Annotated in this window: 16 protein-coding genes; all 16 read right to left on the reverse strand. The window is 55.0% G+C overall.

Annotated features, from left to right (window positions below):
- Positions 1-14: 14 nt before the first annotated feature.
- Positions 15-785: a phosphate ABC transporter ATP-binding protein PstB gene (pstB, locus tag ACN28Q_RS11665; protein WP_413541219.1), complete on the reverse strand. Its 771-nt coding sequence runs from the start codon at positions 783-785 to the stop codon at positions 15-17.
- Positions 786-839: 54 nt separating this feature from the next.
- Positions 840-1,730, reverse strand: coding sequence for a phosphate ABC transporter permease PstA (gene pstA / locus ACN28Q_RS11670; RefSeq protein WP_095846503.1), 891 nt, complete (start codon positions 1,728-1,730; stop codon positions 840-842).
- A gap of 1 nt (position 1,731) precedes the next feature.
- Positions 1,732-2,688 carry a phosphate ABC transporter permease PstC gene (gene pstC / locus ACN28Q_RS11675; RefSeq protein WP_095846504.1) on the reverse strand — a complete coding sequence of 319 codons (957 nt, stop codon included), beginning with the start codon at positions 2,686-2,688 and terminating at the stop codon, positions 1,732-1,734.
- A 79-nt stretch (positions 2,689-2,767) separates the two neighbouring features.
- Positions 2,768-3,808, reverse strand: a complete 1,041-nt coding sequence (gene pstS / locus ACN28Q_RS11680; protein WP_095846505.1) for a phosphate ABC transporter substrate-binding protein PstS — start codon at positions 3,806-3,808, stop codon at positions 2,768-2,770.
- Between the two features lie 354 nt (positions 3,809-4,162).
- Positions 4,163-5,992 carry a glutamine--fructose-6-phosphate transaminase (isomerizing) gene (gene glmS, locus ACN28Q_RS11685; protein ID WP_095846506.1) on the reverse strand — a complete coding sequence of 610 codons (1,830 nt, stop codon included), beginning with the start codon at positions 5,990-5,992 and terminating at the stop codon, positions 4,163-4,165.
- A 393-nt stretch (positions 5,993-6,385) separates the two neighbouring features.
- A complete protein-coding gene (glmU, locus tag ACN28Q_RS11690) occupies positions 6,386-7,756 on the reverse strand; it encodes a bifunctional UDP-N-acetylglucosamine diphosphorylase/glucosamine-1-phosphate N-acetyltransferase GlmU (protein ID WP_095846507.1) in 1,371 nt (456 codons plus the stop codon).
- Between the two features lie 292 nt (positions 7,757-8,048).
- Positions 8,049-8,468 (reverse strand): F0F1 ATP synthase subunit epsilon, encoded by a 420-nt coding sequence (locus tag ACN28Q_RS11695; protein WP_095846508.1) that lies wholly within the window; start codon positions 8,466-8,468, stop codon positions 8,049-8,051.
- A gap of 20 nt (positions 8,469-8,488) precedes the next feature.
- On the reverse strand, positions 8,489-9,871 hold the full coding sequence (gene atpD, locus ACN28Q_RS11700; protein WP_095846509.1) for a F0F1 ATP synthase subunit beta: 1,383 nt from the start codon (positions 9,869-9,871) through the stop codon (positions 8,489-8,491).
- 33 nt (positions 9,872-9,904) lie between these two features.
- Entirely contained in the window at positions 9,905-10,768 is an 864-nt protein-coding gene (gene atpG, locus ACN28Q_RS11705; RefSeq protein ID WP_095846510.1) for a F0F1 ATP synthase subunit gamma, read from the reverse strand.
- A 57-nt stretch (positions 10,769-10,825) separates the two neighbouring features.
- A complete protein-coding gene (gene atpA / locus ACN28Q_RS11710) occupies positions 10,826-12,367 on the reverse strand; it encodes a F0F1 ATP synthase subunit alpha (protein WP_095846511.1) in 1,542 nt (513 codons plus the stop codon).
- Positions 12,368-12,379: 12 nt separating this feature from the next.
- Complete coding sequence (gene atpH, locus ACN28Q_RS11715; RefSeq protein WP_095846512.1) at positions 12,380-12,913, reverse strand: F0F1 ATP synthase subunit delta; 534 nt, start codon at positions 12,911-12,913, stop codon at positions 12,380-12,382.
- A 14-nt stretch (positions 12,914-12,927) separates the two neighbouring features.
- Entirely contained in the window at positions 12,928-13,398 is a 471-nt protein-coding gene (atpF, locus tag ACN28Q_RS11720; RefSeq protein ID WP_095846513.1) for a F0F1 ATP synthase subunit B, read from the reverse strand.
- Between the two features lie 59 nt (positions 13,399-13,457).
- The gene (gene atpE, locus ACN28Q_RS11725; RefSeq protein WP_004093904.1) at positions 13,458-13,697 is read right to left on the reverse strand and encodes a F0F1 ATP synthase subunit C; all 240 of its coding nucleotides are present in this window, start codon (positions 13,695-13,697) and stop codon (positions 13,458-13,460) included.
- A gap of 53 nt (positions 13,698-13,750) precedes the next feature.
- Positions 13,751-14,527: a F0F1 ATP synthase subunit A gene (gene atpB / locus ACN28Q_RS11730; RefSeq protein WP_095846514.1), complete on the reverse strand. Its 777-nt coding sequence runs from the start codon at positions 14,525-14,527 to the stop codon at positions 13,751-13,753.
- 22 nt (positions 14,528-14,549) lie between these two features.
- Entirely contained in the window at positions 14,550-14,933 is a 384-nt protein-coding gene (atpI, locus tag ACN28Q_RS11735; RefSeq protein ID WP_095846515.1) for a F0F1 ATP synthase subunit I, read from the reverse strand.
- Between the two features lie 640 nt (positions 14,934-15,573).
- Positions 15,574-16,194: a 16S rRNA (guanine(527)-N(7))-methyltransferase RsmG gene (rsmG, locus tag ACN28Q_RS11740; RefSeq protein ID WP_095846516.1), complete on the reverse strand. Its 621-nt coding sequence runs from the start codon at positions 16,192-16,194 to the stop codon at positions 15,574-15,576.
- Positions 16,195-16,297 lie beyond the last annotated feature (103 nt).

Here is a 16,297-nt window from a genome sequence, read left to right on the forward strand (position 1 = left end):
GTGCGTTCCCGTAATCAACCGTAACGGCCGGTGATGTAGTCTTCAGTTTGTTTTTTCTGCGGTGCAGTAAACAGGGTGTCGGTGTCACTGAACTCGATCAGTTCGCCCAAATACATGAATGCCGTTGAGTCAGAACAACGTGCGGCCTGTTGCATATTGTGGGTTACGATCACCACAGTGTAATCAGACTTCAGCTCGCTGATCAGCTCTTCAATTTTGCCGGTGGAAATCGGATCCAGCGCCGAGCACGGCTCATCCAGCAGCAGCACTTCCGGGCGGATGGCGATGCCACGGGCAATACACAGGCGCTGCTGCTGGCCGCCAGACAGGCTATAGCCGCTTTGGTGCAGCTTGTCCTTGGTTTCATTCCACAATGCGGCCTTGGACAGCGCCCACTGCACGCGCTCATCCATATCGGCGCGCGACAGCTTTTCAAACAACCGCACGCCAAAGGCGATGTTGTCGTAAATCGACATCGGGAACGGCGTAGGCTTTTGGAACACCATGCCTACTTTGGCGCGCAACAGCGCGATGTCCTGGTTATCCGTCAGGATGTTCTGGCCATCAAGCAGAATGCCGCCTTCAGCACGCTGTTCCGGATACAGCTGGTACATTTTGTTAAGGGTGCGAAGCAAGGTGGATTTTCCGCAGCCGGAAGGGCCGATAAATGCGGTTACCTTGTTCTTGGCGATATCCAGCGTGATGTTTTTCAACGCGTGGAATTTACCATAGTAAAAGTTCAGATCGCGTACCTGAATTTTGCTGCTGGAAGCGTCAGTCACCATACTCATCAAGACTTCTCTCTATGCACAGCGCCGCAGCGAGCAGCGCTAAATTATTTATGATTGCTTTTTCTTGGCAAAAATCACACGCGCCAGAATGTTCAGTAACAGCACGCACAGGGTTATCAGCAGCACGCCGGCCCAGGCCAACTGTTGCCATTCGGCGAACGGGCTCATGGCGAATTTGAAGATGGTCACCGGCAGGTTGGCGATCGGCTGCATGAGATCGGTGCTCCAGAACTGGTTCGACAGCGAAGTGAACAACAGCGGGGCGGTTTCGCCGGCAATACGCGCAATGGCCAGCAGCACACCGGTGATAATGCCGGAAACCGATGCCTTTAGCGTGATCGCGGAAATCATGCGCCATTTCGGCGTACCCAATGCATAGGCGGCTTCACGCAGCGTGTCCGGCACCAATTTGAGCATGTTTTCCGTGGTGCGGATCACAATCGGCACCTGCAACAGCGCCAATGCAATGATCCCCGCCCAGCCGGAGAAGTGCTCCATCTTGGCGACAACGATGGTGTAGACGAACAGACCGACGACGATCGATGGAGCCGACAGCAGAATGTCGTTGATAAAGCGGATAAGCTCCGCCAGCCATGACTTGCGCCCGTACTCCGCCAGGTAGATACCGGCCATAATGCCCAGAGGCGTACCAAAGATGGTGGCCCACAGGATCAGCAGGCCGCTACCGGCGATGGCGTTAGCCAAACCGCCGCCGGCGGTGTTCGGCGGTGGGGTCATTTCGGTAAACAGCGCCAGCGACATACCGTCAATCCCTTTGGTGACGGTAGAAATCAGGATCCACACCAGCCAGAACAGGCCGAAGGCCATCGTCGCCATAGACAGCGTCAGCGCGATACGGTTTTTCTGGCGGCGCCAGACCTGCATCTTGCGGCGCGTTTCCGCTAGCACGACTTCGTTTTGCATATCCATTGTCGCCATCTTAGCGGCCCTCATTCTTAGCCAGGCGCATAATCATCAGCTTAGACAGCGCGAGCACGATAAAGGTGATAACAAACAGAATCAGCCCCAGTTCCATCAGCGCTGCAGTGTGCAGCCCGGATTCCGCTTCGGCGAATTCGTTGGCCAGCGCCGAGGTGATGCTGTTACCCGGCATGTACAGCGAAATGCTGTCGAGCTGGTAGGTGTTGCCGATAATGAAGGTCACCGCCATGGTTTCCCCCAAGGCGCGCCCCAGGCCCAGCATAACGCCGCCGATCACCCCGTTTTTGGTGAACGGCAGCACGATGCGCCACATCACCTCCCAGGTGGTGCAGCCGATGCCGTAAGCCGATTCCTTCATCATCACCGGCGTTTGTTCAAACACGTCGCGCATTACCGCCGCAATGTACGGGATGATCATGATGGCCAGGATCACCCCGGCGGCCAGGATACCGATGCCGAAAGCCGGGCCGGCAAACAGCGCACCGACGAATGGAATGCCGGAGAGCACGTCGCCCACCGGCGTTTGGAAGTATTGAGCAAACAGCGGCGCAAACACGAACAGGCCCCACATACCGTAGACGATGCTCGGTATCGCGGCCAGCAGTTCAATGGCAACGCCGAGCGGGCGTCGCAGCCAGTTTGGCGCCAGCTCAGTCAGGAACAGCGCGATACCGAAACTCACTGGCACCGCAATCAGCAGAGCGATCAACGAGGTCACCAGCGTGCCGTAGATCGGCACCAGCGCGCCGAACTGTTCGGCAGGTGCATCCCACTCTTTGGTCCACAAAAAGGCGAAGCCGAATTTTTGAATGCTCGGCCAGGAGGCAAAGATCAGTGAGACGATAATGCCGCCCAGCAGCAATAGGGTTATCAGCGCTGCCAGCCGTACCAGCACGCTGAAAATAACATCACCATTTTTACCTGGTGGTTTGATGGTCGGCTTATACCCAGCCATAAATTACTCTCTGTTTATTACCAGACAGGCCCGGCTGACGCCGGGGCCTTTTTATCGCGGAGGGTGCGTCGCCCTTCACTTAGTACAGTGCTTTACCTGAACTGTCTTTAATATTGGTCTTCCATGCGGCACGAACCTGCTCAACAACTTCATTCGGCAGTGTAGCGTAATCCAGCGCATTCGCCTGTTCGCCGCCGGACTTGTAGGCCCAGTCGAAGAACTTCAGCACTTCAGCGCCCTGTTCAGGTTTCTTCTGTTCCTTGTGGATCAGGATGAAGGTGGTGGAGGTGATTGGCCAGGCGTCGTCGCCAGGTTGGTTGGTCAGGTCCTGCGCAAAAGATTTGCTCCAGTCCACGCCTTTCGCCGCAGCGCTGAAGGAGTTTTCCGTTGGGCTAACTGCTTTGCCGTCGGCAGAAATCAGCTTGGTATAAGCCAGGCTGTTCTGTTTTGCATAGGCGTATTCAACGTAGCCGATAGAACCTGGCAGGCGCTGAACGAAAGCGGCGATGCCATCATTGCCTTTACCGCCCAGGCCGGTTGGCCAGTTAACGGTGGAGCCTGCACCGATTTTTTCTTTCCACTGCGCATTCACTTTAGCCAGATAGCTGGTGAACACGAAGGAGGTGCCGGAACCGTCAGCGCGACGAACGACGGCAATGTTCTGATCCGGCAGTTTCACGCCCGGGTTCAGCTTAACCAGCGCCGGATCGTTCCACTTTTTGATGTTGCCCAGGTAGATATCGCCCAGCGTTTTGCCATCCAGCGTCAGTTCGCCAGATTTGATGCCCGGGATATTCACCGCCAGCACGACGCCACCAATAACGGTCGGGAACTGGAACAGGCCATCGGCCGCCAGCTTATCATCAGTCAGCGGCGCATCAGAGGCACCAAAATCAACGGTGTTAGCAATAATCTGCTTTACGCCGCCAGAGGAGCCAATCCCCTGATAGTTGATTTTGTTACCGGTTTCTTTCTGATAAGAATCTGCCCACTTGGCATACACCGGCGCGGGGAATGTCGCACCTGCACCGGTCAGGCTGGCGGCAGCGAACGCGGAAACAGAGGCCAGAGAAAAAGTCGCTGCCACAATACTGGCGACGGCGGTACGCATCAGTTTCATAATCCCTCCTAATGGGATATTTAAATCGATCTGGGATCGTTTTAATCAGAGTAAGTATTGCTGCAGGAGGGAAAATAGGACAATTTAGTGACAGTAAAATGTAGGAAATATGACAGTTATGTGACAGCGGCATCAAAAAACGAACAAGCGGTTAAATATCAATAAATTAAATAAATCTGGCCGCCAACGAGGCGGGGATTTAATCGCTTTATCGCCAAAAAATAACCCCATTTTAACCCTGACGCGTCATCGTATTGTCATATTCCAACCACCAAAAAGCGGGCTGGCAGGGCGGCAAAAATGCCCGCATGAGCGCGGGCATGATTGCTATGGCGGCTATTTTGCCTGCCGCGGTTATTCCACGGTAACCGACTTGGCCAGGTTACGCGGCTGGTCGACATCCGTACCTTTGATCAACGCCACATAATATGACAACAGTTGCAACGGTACGGTGTAGAAGATCGGCGCGACGATATCCTCAACGTGCGGCAATGGAATAATGGTCATCCCCTCGCTGCTGACGAAGCCGGCGTCCTGATCGGCAAAAACATACAGCTGGCCGCCGCGCGCGCGCACCTCTTCGATGTTGGATTTCAATTTTTCCAGCAGTTCGTTGTTTGGCGCCACCACGATCACCGGCATATCGGCGTCAATCAGCGCCAGCGGGCCGTGCTTAAGCTCACCGGCCGCGTAGGCTTCCGCATGGATATAGGAGATCTCTTTCAGCTTCAGCGCCCCTTCCATCGCGATAGGGTACTGATCGCCGCGGCCAAGGAACAGCGCATGGTGCTTGTCGGAAAAACCCTCCGCCAGCGCTTCAATGCGTTTTTCCAGCGACAGCATTTGCTCAATACGCGCCGGCAACGCCTGCAGGCCGTGCACAATCTCATGCTCAACGCTTTCTTCCATGCCGTTCAGCCGGCCCAGGCGCGCCACCAGCATCAATAGCACCGTCAATTGGGTGGTAAAGGCTTTAGTGGAGGCCACGCCGATTTCCGTGCCCGCCTTGGTCATCAGCGCCAGATCGGACTCGCGCACCAGCGAAGAGCTGGCCACGTTGCAAATCGCCAAAGATCCAAGATAACCCAGCTCTTTAGCCAGGCGCAGCGCCGCCAACGTATCCGCGGTTTCACCGGACTGCGACAGCGTGATAATCAGGCTGCCAGGGCGCACGGCGGATTTGCGGTAACGGAATTCGGAAGCGATTTCGACGTCGCACGGGATGCCAGCCAGCGATTCGAACCAGTAACGCGCCACCATCGCCGAATGGTAAGACGTGCCGCAGGCGACGATCTGCACATGCTGAACCTTCGCCAGCAAGGCATCGGCATGCGGGCCCAATTCGCTCAGATCAATCTGCCCGTGGCTAAAACGGCCTTCCAGGGTGTTTTTCAGCGCCATCGGCTGCTCGAAAATTTCTTTCTGCATATAGTGGCGATAGGCGCCTTTATCACCGGCGTCGTACTGCACTTTGGATTCAATTTCCGGGCGTTCGATCAGGTTACCCTGTTTATCCAGGATCTTAACCTTACGGCGGGTCACTTCGGCCAGATCGCCCTCTTCCAGGAAGATAAAGCGGCGAGTAACAGGCAGCAGCGCCAACTGGTCGGAAGCAATGAAGTTTTCACCCACGCCGAGGCCAATCACCAGCGGGCTGCCGGAGCGTGCGGCCACCAGCACATTGGGATCGCGGCTGTCCATCACCACGGTGCCATAGGCGCCGCGCAGTTGAGCGATCGTACGCTGCACCACTTCCAGCAATGTGCCGCCGTGCTGTTGTTCCCAGTGCACCAAATGGGCGATAACCTCGGTGTCGGTTTCAGACGCAAAACGGTACCCGCGGCCGATCAGCTTTTCACGCAGCGGCTCGTAGTTTTCGATGATGCCGTTATGCACCACCACAATATGATCGGAGATATGAGGGTGAGCGTTGGCTTCTGTCGGTTCGCCGTGCGTTGCCCAACGCGTATGGGCAATGCCGGTGCCGCCGTGCAGCGGGTGTTGCTCCGCGGCTTCAGCCAGCTTATGCACCTTGCCAACCCGGCGTAAGCGGTTAAGGTGGCCTTCGTTATCAACCACTGCCAGACCGGCAGAGTCGTAGCCACGATATTCCAGGCGGCGTAAACCTTCCAACAGGATTTCTGCTATATCACGTTGCGCTACTGCGCCTACAATTCCACACATCAGCTGTATTCCTAATTAAACGCCTTTCAGGGCGCTTTTCGATGTCCTGACCTGATTTTTTGCCGGTTTTTACCGTGCATCCCCGAGCCTTGTAGAGGGTGGGGTTATTATGTTTTGCCCTGCGCTCTGCGCCAAAACGCAGGGCAAAACAGTGATGGGGCCGGCCCTCACCCCAGCCCTCTCCCACAGGGAGAGGGAGCCGCTCGTGCCAAACATCAGCATGCTGCCTCGTAGAGAGAAAGCTATGCAAAAACAGACGCTTTTGCTACAGGTTCCCCCGTACATTCCCTCTCCCACAGGGAGAGGGAGCCACTCGTGCTAAAGCCATACAAAAACTACAGGCTTCCCCGTACGTCCCCTCTCCCGCTGGGAGAGGGTTAGGGTGAGGGAAAACTACTTTTTCTTCACCGGGCGTTGCCAGCCAGGGATATGCAGCTGCTTGACCCGGCTGATCACCAGCTCACCCGCGCCGATATTGCGGGTGACCGTGGTGCCGGCGCCGATGGTGGCGCCGTCCGCAACGGCGACAGGCGCCACCAACTGCGTATCAGACCCAACAAACACATTATCGCCAATAATAGTTTTGTGCTTGTTGGCGCCATCGTAGTTACAGGTGATGGTCCCGGCGCCAATGTTGACATCCGCGCCAATCTCCGCATCGCCCAGATAGGTCAAATGGCCGGCTTTGGAGCCCTTGCCCAGGCGAGCCTTTTTCATTTCCACGAAGTTGCCCACGTGGGCGCCCTGGCCCAGCTCTGCGCCCGGGCGCAGGCGGGCAAACGGCCCGACGGTGCATTCCGCTGCCAGCACCGCGTCTTCCAGCACGCTGTATGGGCTGATTTCACAATCGTCGCCAATCACGCAGTTTTTCAGCACGCAGCCGGCGCCAATTTTAACCCGGTTGCCCAACTGAACCTGCCCTTCAATAATGACATTGGCATCAATAGACACATCACGGCCATGATCCAGCTCACCGCGCAAATCAAAACGCGCGGGATCAAGCAGCGTCACCCCTGCCAGCAGCAACTTTTCAGACTGTTCCGACTGGTAGGCACGCTCCAGGCGGGCCAACTGTTGGCGATTATTCACCCCTTCAACTTCACTCAAGCGTGAAGGGTGCACCGCTTCAATTTTCCGGCCTTCGTGATGGGCCAGCGCGATGATATCGGTAATGTAGTATTCGCCCTGGGCGTTATCGTTGGTCAACTGCCCCAGCCAGCGCTTGAGATCGCGGCCATTGGCCACCAGAATGCCGGTGTTGATTTCGTTGATGCGGCGCTGCTCATCGCTGGCATCCTTGTGCTCAACGATCCCCACCACCTCACCGCCTTCACGCACAATACGGCCATAGCCGCTTGGATCGTCCAGTTTTACCGTCAGCAGACCGATGCCGCCCTGCGGCTTGGCCGCCAGCAGGCGTGTAAGCGTATCCACTGAAATCAACGGCACGTCGCCATACAGCATCAGCACGTCTTCATCATCGGCAAAATGCGGCGCCGCCTGCTGCGTCGCATGGCCCGTTCCCAGTTGCTCTGCCTGTAGAACCCAGTTCAGCGCCCCATCCTGCAGCGTGCTTTTCAGCAGATCGCCGCCGTGCCCATAAACCAGATGGAGGTTCTTCGCACCGAGTTTCATCGCGGCATCAATGACATGCTGAACCATTGGCTTGCCCGCCAGTGGGTGCAACACTTTAGGGAGATCGGAATACATGCGTGTACCCTTGCCCGCAGCAAGGATCACCACACTCATTGCGCTGTTCGACATAAGCAATCTGTTAACTCCATTTTGATAAACGAAAGTAAAACCGTTTAAAGATAAAAATACTACATATTTCTCGGCGCGAAGCCGGCGAAAACCGCATGGCTCTAGGCGCCAGCGTGCCGGCCTATTCGGCGAAAACGCGGAAAAACCCGCGGACACAGGCAAATTTTCCCACCCGTTTTATCGGGGATAAACGCGAATTCCCCACGCGCCAACACACTTATTTTAAATGAAAAAAAAAGCGACCACAGGGGCCGCTTTCTTAATTTCAGGCACTGCACGCAGCGCCCGACTGTTACATCGCTTTTTTGGTGAGCTCGATAACGCGCAGTTTTGCGATCGCTTTCGCCAGTTCAGCGGATGCCTGAGCATAGTCGACATCGCCATGAGAGGTGCGGATGTGCTCTTCAGCTCGGCGCTTCGCTTCCAGCGCTCTCGCTTCGTCGAGATCCTCCCCACGGATGGCGGTGTCGGACAGCACGGTCACAGCGTTCGGCTGTACCTCAAGGATACCGCCAGACAGATAGATGAACTCTTCTTCACCATGCTGTTTAACTATACGCACCATGCCAGGCTTGATGGCAGTCAGCAGCGGCGCATGCCCCGGATAAATACCCAGTTCGCCTTCGCTGCCTGTCACCTGGATCTTTTGCACCAGGCCGGAAAACAGCTGTTTTTCCGCACTGACGACATCCAGATGGTAAGTCATAGCCATATCACCCTCCTCTCAAGGCGTTACAGTTTCTTGGCTTTTTCCACTGCTTCTTCAATGGTGCCAACCATGTAGAACGCCTGCTCCGGCAGGTGATCGTAGTCACCGTCCATAATGCCTTTAAAGCCACGAATGGTGTCTTTCAGCGATACGAACTTGCCTGGAGAGCCGGTGAAGACTTCTGCCACGAAGAACGGCTGGGACAGGAAGCGCTGGATTTTACGCGCACGGGATACCACCAGCTTGTCGTCTTCCGACAGCTCGTCCATACCCAGAATGGCGATAATGTCCTTCAGCTCCTGATAGCGTTGCAGAATAGACTGCACGCCACGCGCAACGTCGTAGTGTTCCTGGCCAACTACCAGCGGATCCAATTGACGGCTGGTGGAATCCAGCGGGTCAACGGCCGGGTAGATCCCCAGGGACGCGATGTTACGGCTCAGTACCACGGTGGCATCCAAGTGCGCAAAGGTGGTGGCTGGCGACGGGTCAGTCAAGTCATCCGCGGGCACGTAAACAGCCTGTACGGAGGTGATAGAACCGGTCTTGGTTGAGGTGATACGTTCTTGCAGAACGCCCATCTCTTCCGCCAGCGTTGGCTGATAACCTACCGCAGAAGGCATACGGCCCAGCAGTGCGGATACTTCCGTACCGGCCAGGGTATAACGGTAGATGTTATCGATAAACAGCAGTACGTCGCGGCCTTCATCACGGAATTTTTCCGCAATGGTCAGGCCGGTCAGCGCAACGCGCAGACGGTTACCCGGTGGCTCGTTCATCTGACCATACACCAGGGAAACCTTGTCCAGTACGTTGGATTCGGTCATTTCGTGGTAGAAGTCGTTACCTTCACGGGTACGTTCGCCCACGCCCGCAAACACGGAATAACCGGAGTGTTCGATCGCGATGTTACGGATCAGCTCCATCATGTTTACGGTTTTACCCACGCCCGCACCGCCGAACAGACCGACTTTACCGCCCTTCGCGAACGGGCAAATCAGGTCCATCACCTTGATACCGGTTTCCAGCAGTTCCTGGGAGTTGGACAACTCTTCGTAGCTTGGCGCCGCGCGGTGAATCGCCCAGCGATCTTCTTCGCCGATGTCACCCTTCATGTCGATGGGTTGCCCCAATACGTTCATGATACGGCCCAGCGTAGCCTTACCAACCGGAACTTCGATCGGGTGCTGCAGATCGGTCACTTTCAGACCGCGGCGCAGGCCGTCGGAAGTCCCCATGGCGATACAGCGCACAACGCCGCCGCCCAGCTGTTGCTGAACTTCCAGCACCAGCTTTTCGTTACCGTTTTCTACCTCAAGGGCGTCGTACACGTTAGGTACGGCATCCTGAGGGAACTCGACGTCCACCACGGCGCCGATTACCTGGATAATCTTTCCAGTAGCCATCTTGAATCCTCTACGTAATTCGTAAACCGAGCCTTAAACCGCGGAGGCTCCCGAGACGATCTCGGTGAGTTCCTGAGTGATGCTGGCCTGACGCGCCTTGTTGTAAACCAACTGCAGCTCTTTGATCAGGCTACCGCCGTTATCGGTTGCGGCTTTCATCGCGACCATTCGTGCGGCCTGCTCGCTGGCCAGGTTTTCCACGACGCCCTGATAAACTTGCGATTCCACATAACGGCGCAGCAAAGTATCAAGCAGCACCTTTGGATCGGGTTCATACAGGTAATCCCAGGATTTTTTCTTCAGCTCAGCGTCATCGGCTGGCGGCAACGGCAGCAGCTGAAGCACTTGCGGCACCTGGGACATCGTATTAATGAATTTATTACTGACGATGTACAGCTTGTCCAAACGGCCTTCATCATAGGCCTGCAGCATCACTTTTACCGGCCCGATCAGATCAGACAGGGAAGGGTTGTCCCCCATGCCGGTGACCTGGGCAACCACGTTGCCGCCTACGGAGCCAAAGAAAGAAGCCGCTTTAGAGCCAATCAGCGCCAAATCAACTTCGATGCCTTTTTCGGACCAGCCTTTCATCTCTGCCAGCAACTTCTTGAACAGGTTGATGTTCAAGCCGCCGCAGAGACCACGGTCAGTAGACACCACCAGATACCCAACGCGCTTAACGTCACGCTCTTCCAGGTACGGGTGCTTATATTCCAGATTCCCTAACGCAAGGTGACCAATCACGTTGCGCATGGTCTCTGCATAAGGACGGCTGGCCGCCATGCGTTCCTGAGACTTACGCATTTTGGAGGCGGCGACCATTTCCATCGCTTTAGTGATCTTCTGCGTGTTTTGCACGCTTGCGATCTTACTACGTATCTCTTTTGCGCCGGCCATCTCTGCTTCTCCTCATTGCCAGCGGCCTGCCGTCTTTCAACTGCAGGCCGCTGCGCGTTACCAGGACTGGGTTTTCTTGAAGGTTTCGAGGAGGTTTTTCAACTTGCCCTCGATCTCATCACTGTAGGCGCCAGTTTGGTTGATTTGGTTCAGCAGTTCGGCATGCTCACGGTCGGCGTAGGCTACCAGCGCGGCTTCAAAGCTCACCACTTTGGCAACTTCAACGTCTTCCAGATAACCACGCTCGGCGGCAAACAGCACCAGAGACTGTTGCGCTACGGACATCGGCGCATACTGTTTCTGTTTCAGCAGCTCGGTCACTTTCTGGCCGTGGCTCAGCTGTTTGCGGGTTGCATCATCCAGATCGGATGCGAACTGGGAGAACGCCGCCAATTCACGATACTGCGCCAACGCGGTACGAATACCACCGGACAGTTTTTTCATGATCTTGGTCTGCGCGGCACCACCCACACGGGATACGGAGATACCCGGGTTAACTGCCGGACGAATACCGGAGTTGAACAGGTTGGATTCCAGGAAGATCTGGCCATCGGTAATCGAAATTACGTTGGTCGGAACGAACGCGGAAACGTCACCCGCCTGGGTTTCAATGATCGGCAGTGCGGTCAGAGAACCCGTTTGCCCTTTCACTTCACCCTTGGTGAAGGTTTCAACGTATTCGGCGTTAACACGCGCAGCACGCTCCAGCAAACGAGAGTGGAGGTAGAATACGTCGCCAGGGTAAGCTTCACGGCCTGGTGGACGACGAAGCAGCAAGGAAATCTGGCGGTAGGCAACGGCCTGTTTGGACAGGTCATCGTACACAATCAGCGCATCTTCACCGCGATCGCGGAAGTATTCGCCCATTGCGCAGCCGGCGTACGGCGCCAGGTATTGCAGCGCGGCAGATTCGGACGCCGTAGCCACCACCACGATGGTGTTGGCCAACGCGCCGTGTTCTTCCAGTTTGCGCACCACGTTAGCAATGGTGGACGCTTTCTGGCCGATAGCCACGTAAACGCATTTAATGCCGGAATCACGCTGGTTGATGATAGCGTCGATCGCCAGCGCGGTTTTACCGGTCTGACGGTCACCGATGACCAGCTCACGCTGGCCACGGCCGATTGGGATCATGGCGTCAACGGATTTGTAACCGGTCTGAACCGGCTGATCAACGGACTGACGCTCAATAACGCCCGGCGCGATGGTTTCAACCGGAGAGAAGCCGTCGTGTTCAACCGGGCCTTTGCCGTCAATCGGCGCGCCCAGGGTGTTAACCACGCGGCCCAGCAGGCCACGGCCAACCGGCACTTCCAGAATACGGCCGGTACATTTCACCTTCAGGCCTTCGGCCAGATCCGCATACGGACCCATAACCACGGCACCGACGGAGTCGCGCTCCAGGTTCAATGCGATTGCATAGCGGTTGCCTGGCAGTGCGATCATTTCGCCCTGCATAACATCGGCCAGACCGTGTATGCGGATGATCCCGTCACTGACGGAAACGATAGTACCTTCATTGTGAGCTTCGCTCACTACATTGAACTGAGCAATGCGCTGCTTGATCAGTTCGCTGATTTCGGTGGAATTCAGTTGCATGCTCCAGTCCCCTTAAGACTGCAAGACGTCTGCCAGGCGTTCAAGACGACCGCGAACGCTGCCATCAATCACCATGTCGCCTGCGCGAATAATCACGCCGGCCAGTACAGACTTATCAATTTTGCAATTCAGCTTAACTTTGCGTGACAGACGTTTTTCCATCGCAGCGGCGATTTTTGCCTGCTGTTCGTCACTCAGTGCACTCGCAGAGAGCACCTCGACTTCGACGGTGGACTCCATGGCGGCGCGCAATTCAACAAACTCCTGCAGCACCGCGGGAAGAACCAATAAACGACCATTTTCAGCCATCACCTGGATGAAGTTCTGGCCATATTCGTCGAGCGCATCGCCACAAATCGAAACGAACGTTTTTGACAGCGTCTCTGGCGCGATGGCGCCAGAGAGCAATTCGGCAATCTGCTCGTTACGGGTGACTTCCGCAGCGAACGCCAGCATTTCCTGCCAGCGGTCGACGCTTTTATGCTCGACGGCAAAGTCAAAAGCTGCTTTGGCGTAGGGGCGAGCTACAGTAACAAATTCAGACATCAGCCCCTCCCTCCTTACAGTTCAGCGACCAGTTTATCAACGATGTCGCTGTTAGCAGCTTCATCCACGGAACGTTCGATGATCTTCTCGGCGCCGGCGATAGCCAGCATCGCGACTTGCTTACGCAACTCTTCACGAGCGCGTTTACGTTCGGCTTCGATCTCAGCCTGAGCCTGCGCCACGATTTTGTTACGTTCCTGCTCGGCTTCGGCTTTCGCCTCGTCCATGATCTGAGCCTTACGTTTGTTCGCTTGCTCGATGATCACCTGAGCTTCAGCTTTCGCCGCTTTCAGCTGGTCGGTCACATTGGCTTGCGCTAAGTCCAAATCTTTTTTGGCACGTTCTGCGGAAGCAAGACCATCAGCAATTTCTTTCTGACGCTTCTCGATGGCAGCCATAATTGGCGGCCATACGTACTTCATGCAGAACCAGACAAACAGAACGAACGCAATGGCCTGGCCGAGGATTGTTGCGTTAATATTCACAGCACAATGCCTCTTTAAAAGTTAAATAGTACGGTTGCAATGCAGAATGTTCTTCTGCGTTACGCGACGGCGAACATCACGTACAGACCCAGACCAACGGCGATCATTGGGATTGCGTCAACCAGACCCATAACGATAAAGAACTGTGTACGCAGCAGAGGAATCAGGTCAGGCTGGCGAGCCGCGCCTTCCAAGAATTTACCACCCAGGATGCCGATACCGATCGCAGCACCGATTGCCGCTAAGCCCATCATCACAGCGGCAGCCATGTACAGCAGATCCATACTCAGGTTTTCCATGACAGTCTCCAGTTTGTTTCAGTTAAAAAGTGCTAGTAGTGTTGTAGGAAAAATCAGTGCTCTTCAGACGCCATCGACAGATAGACAATCGTCAGAACCATGAAAATAAAGGCCTGAAGCGTAATGATCAGGATGTGGAAGATAGCCCAAGGCAAGCTCAGGACCCACTGTGACCACCACGGCAACAGACCGGCAATCAGGATGAAGATCAACTCACCCGCATACATGTTGCCAAACAGTCGCAGACCGAGTGAAACCGGTTTGGACAGCAGGCTGACACCTTCAAGAATCAGGTTGATAGGAATAAATACAGGGTGGTTGAACGGCTGCATGGTTAACTCTTTGACGAACCCACCAACGCCTTTCATTTTGATGCTATAGAACAGAATCAGGATAAATACGCCCAACGCCATCGACAGCGTGATGTTCACGTCGGCGGTAGGCACCACGCGCAAATACGGCAGGCCGAGGAGGCGCCCAGCGGTCGGCAGGAAATCAACCGGGATCAGGTCCATCAGGTTCATCATGAACACCCAGACGAACACGGTCAGCGCCAGCGGAGCAATCACTTTGCTTTTGCCGTGGTACATATCGCGCACGCTGCTGTCGACAAAACCAACGACCAGTTCAACGGCGGTTTGCAACTTGCCCGGAACGCCGCTGGTTGCGTTTTTCGCCACTCTGCGGAATATCGCCAGGAAGATAACCCCGAGGACAACAGAGAAAAACATCGAATCGATGTTGAGCGACCAGAACCCCGTCCCGACCTGAAGCTGCGTCAGGTGGTGACCGATATACTCCTGTGGAGTCAAGACTTCTCCTGCAGACATGATGCCTCTTACCCTTATTTAGTTAAGTTCGGTAACTGTTAATCACGGCCGGTGCCACTATCTGCACAACTAACACCGCTAAATAGGTCAGGCCAAGTGGCACAAACGCCGCCTTGAACACCCCAAGCGCCACGATCAGCAAAATGATGGTGATCACGACCTTCAGCCCCTCGCCAATGGCAAACGACCAGGCAACCCTGCCAGGCGCCGGCGTTTGCGCCTGGTGGCGCAAGGCAAACAGCATAAACATTGCACTCGGTAACCAGGCAGCGAGGCCGCCGGCCAGCGCAGAACCGCTCCATGCCAGACTCTTGAGGCCAAAAACAGCGCTGATAAGAACAAAAGTCATTAGCTGCGCCAGCAGCAATTTGCGTGCGACTTTCCCACTGTAAAGGGATACAGACATGACGTTTGTTCTCTCCGTACCCCAGTCGGGGTATGCTGAGTGACGTAATAAAACTGCCTTTGCTATCCTGAGTCAAGCAGCAAAAAACGATGAAATTATACGGGGCACACCAACGAATTCAATCGATAAGTAGCGAAAAGGTGAACAATTATTTAAATTCCCCGGTTTCCTGCTATTTTTACAAGAAATAAGTCGGAATAATACCACGCTTTTATTTGCCCATTTATTCTCGCAGAGAGGCTAGAAACGTGGCGCCGATCACAATAATGGCATTCCCCCATTTATAGCCCACAGCGCCATCGTCCGTCTTTAGCTAATTGAGCGATCAAAAAATATTATAAATCAAAATATTACAGGTTAACTGTTCGAAAACAATCCTTATACCCGCCAAAAACCTTTTATTGACATTCCACCAAGGTTTATTGCAACAGCCAATTAACATTCAGAATAAAGCCAACGACAGCACAGATAGTTACGCACGTGACTATTTACACTTGTAATCAGCCATTATCGCCAATCGACGGCTATTTTTGTGTTAACAAAAAGTAAAATAACTAAAAAAAGACGCTTTTAATTAGCCTGCTTACTTTTAACGCCTAAATAATCGATTAATTCATGCTAGTTTGATCAAAAGCAAAACTCAGTTGGCTTTCAGCACCACCAGATGGCGTTCACCTTCCAGCTCCGGCACCTGTAAACGCGCCACCTTTTCCAGGCTAATGCCGGCAGGCAACTGCGCCAATTCGTCTTCAGGGCGCAGCCCCTTCAGCGCGTAAAAACGCCCGTGGCCCTTGGCGGGCAGGTGGCTACACCACGCGAGCATGTCTTGTAGCGACGCGAAGGCGCGGCTGATCACCCCATCAAACGGCGGCTCTGGCGGGTATTCCTCTACACGGCTCTGTACCGGCTCCACGTTCTTCAGCCCCAGCTCATGCTGCACCTGGCGCAGAAAGCGCACGCGTTTGCCCAAGCTGTCGAGCAGGGTGAAATGCGCGTCAGGGCGCACGATAGCCAGCGGGATCCCCGGCAAGCCCGGCCCGGTGCCAACGTCGATGAAGCGCGAGCCCTGGAGATACGGGTTCACTACGATACTATCGAGAATGTGGCGCACCAGCATCTGCTGCGGATCGCGCACTGAAGTCAGGTTATAGGCCTTGTTCCACTTGTCCAGCATGCCGACATAGCCGAGCAACTGCTGTTTTTGCTGATCGGGGAGCACAATGCCGGCCGCTAACAGCAGCGAATCTAATTTCTTTTGCACAATGGGGTCCTCTGCCTGGCGCTGGCCGCGCCGTTAACGCGGGCAGGCTGATAAAGGCAACTATGATAATTCAGGCTGCAGGGGATGTCAGCGGCCAGCCCGT

Origin of the sequence: Gibbsiella quercinecans (genome assembly GCF_002291425.1) — a bacterium.
GTDB classification, from domain to species: domain Bacteria; phylum Pseudomonadota; class Gammaproteobacteria; order Enterobacterales; family Enterobacteriaceae; genus Gibbsiella; species Gibbsiella quercinecans.

What these genes read in the sequence shown, in the direction of transcription:
- glmU (WP_095846507.1), bottom strand. Translation starts at nt 7,756, where the DNA reads ATGTCGAACAGCGCAATGAGTGTGGTGATCCTTGCTGCGGGCAAGGGT.
- ACN28Q_RS11695 (WP_095846508.1), bottom strand. Translation starts at nt 8,468, where the DNA reads ATGGCTATGACTTACCATCTGGATGTCGTCAGTGCGGAAAAACAGCTG.
- atpA (WP_095846511.1), bottom strand. Translation starts at nt 12,367, where the DNA reads ATGCAACTGAATTCCACCGAAATCAGCGAACTGATCAAGCAGCGCATT.
- pstB (WP_413541219.1), bottom strand. Translation starts at nt 785, where the DNA reads ATGGTGACTGACGCTTCCAGCAGCAAAATTCAGGTACGCGATCTGAAC.
- atpI (WP_095846515.1), bottom strand. Translation starts at nt 14,933, where the DNA reads ATGTCTGTATCCCTTTACAGTGGGAAAGTCGCACGCAAATTGCTGCTG.
- atpG (WP_095846510.1), bottom strand. Translation starts at nt 10,768, where the DNA reads ATGGCCGGCGCAAAAGAGATACGTAGTAAGATCGCAAGCGTGCAAAAC.
- atpB (WP_095846514.1), bottom strand. Translation starts at nt 14,527, where the DNA reads ATGTCTGCAGGAGAAGTCTTGACTCCACAGGAGTATATCGGTCACCAC.
- atpH (WP_095846512.1), bottom strand. Translation starts at nt 12,913, where the DNA reads ATGTCTGAATTTGTTACTGTAGCTCGCCCCTACGCCAAAGCAGCTTTT.
- glmS (WP_095846506.1), bottom strand. Translation starts at nt 5,992, where the DNA reads ATGTGTGGAATTGTAGGCGCAGTAGCGCAACGTGATATAGCAGAAATC.
- pstA (WP_095846503.1), bottom strand. Translation starts at nt 1,730, where the DNA reads ATGGCGACAATGGATATGCAAAACGAAGTCGTGCTAGCGGAAACGCGC.
- atpE (WP_004093904.1), bottom strand. Translation starts at nt 13,697, where the DNA reads ATGGAAAACCTGAGTATGGATCTGCTGTACATGGCTGCCGCTGTGATG.
- pstC (WP_095846504.1), bottom strand. Translation starts at nt 2,688, where the DNA reads ATGGCTGGGTATAAGCCGACCATCAAACCACCAGGTAAAAATGGTGAT.
- atpD (WP_095846509.1), bottom strand. Translation starts at nt 9,871, where the DNA reads ATGGCTACTGGAAAGATTATCCAGGTAATCGGCGCCGTGGTGGACGTC.
- pstS (WP_095846505.1), bottom strand. Translation starts at nt 3,808, where the DNA reads ATGAAACTGATGCGTACCGCCGTCGCCAGTATTGTGGCAGCGACTTTT.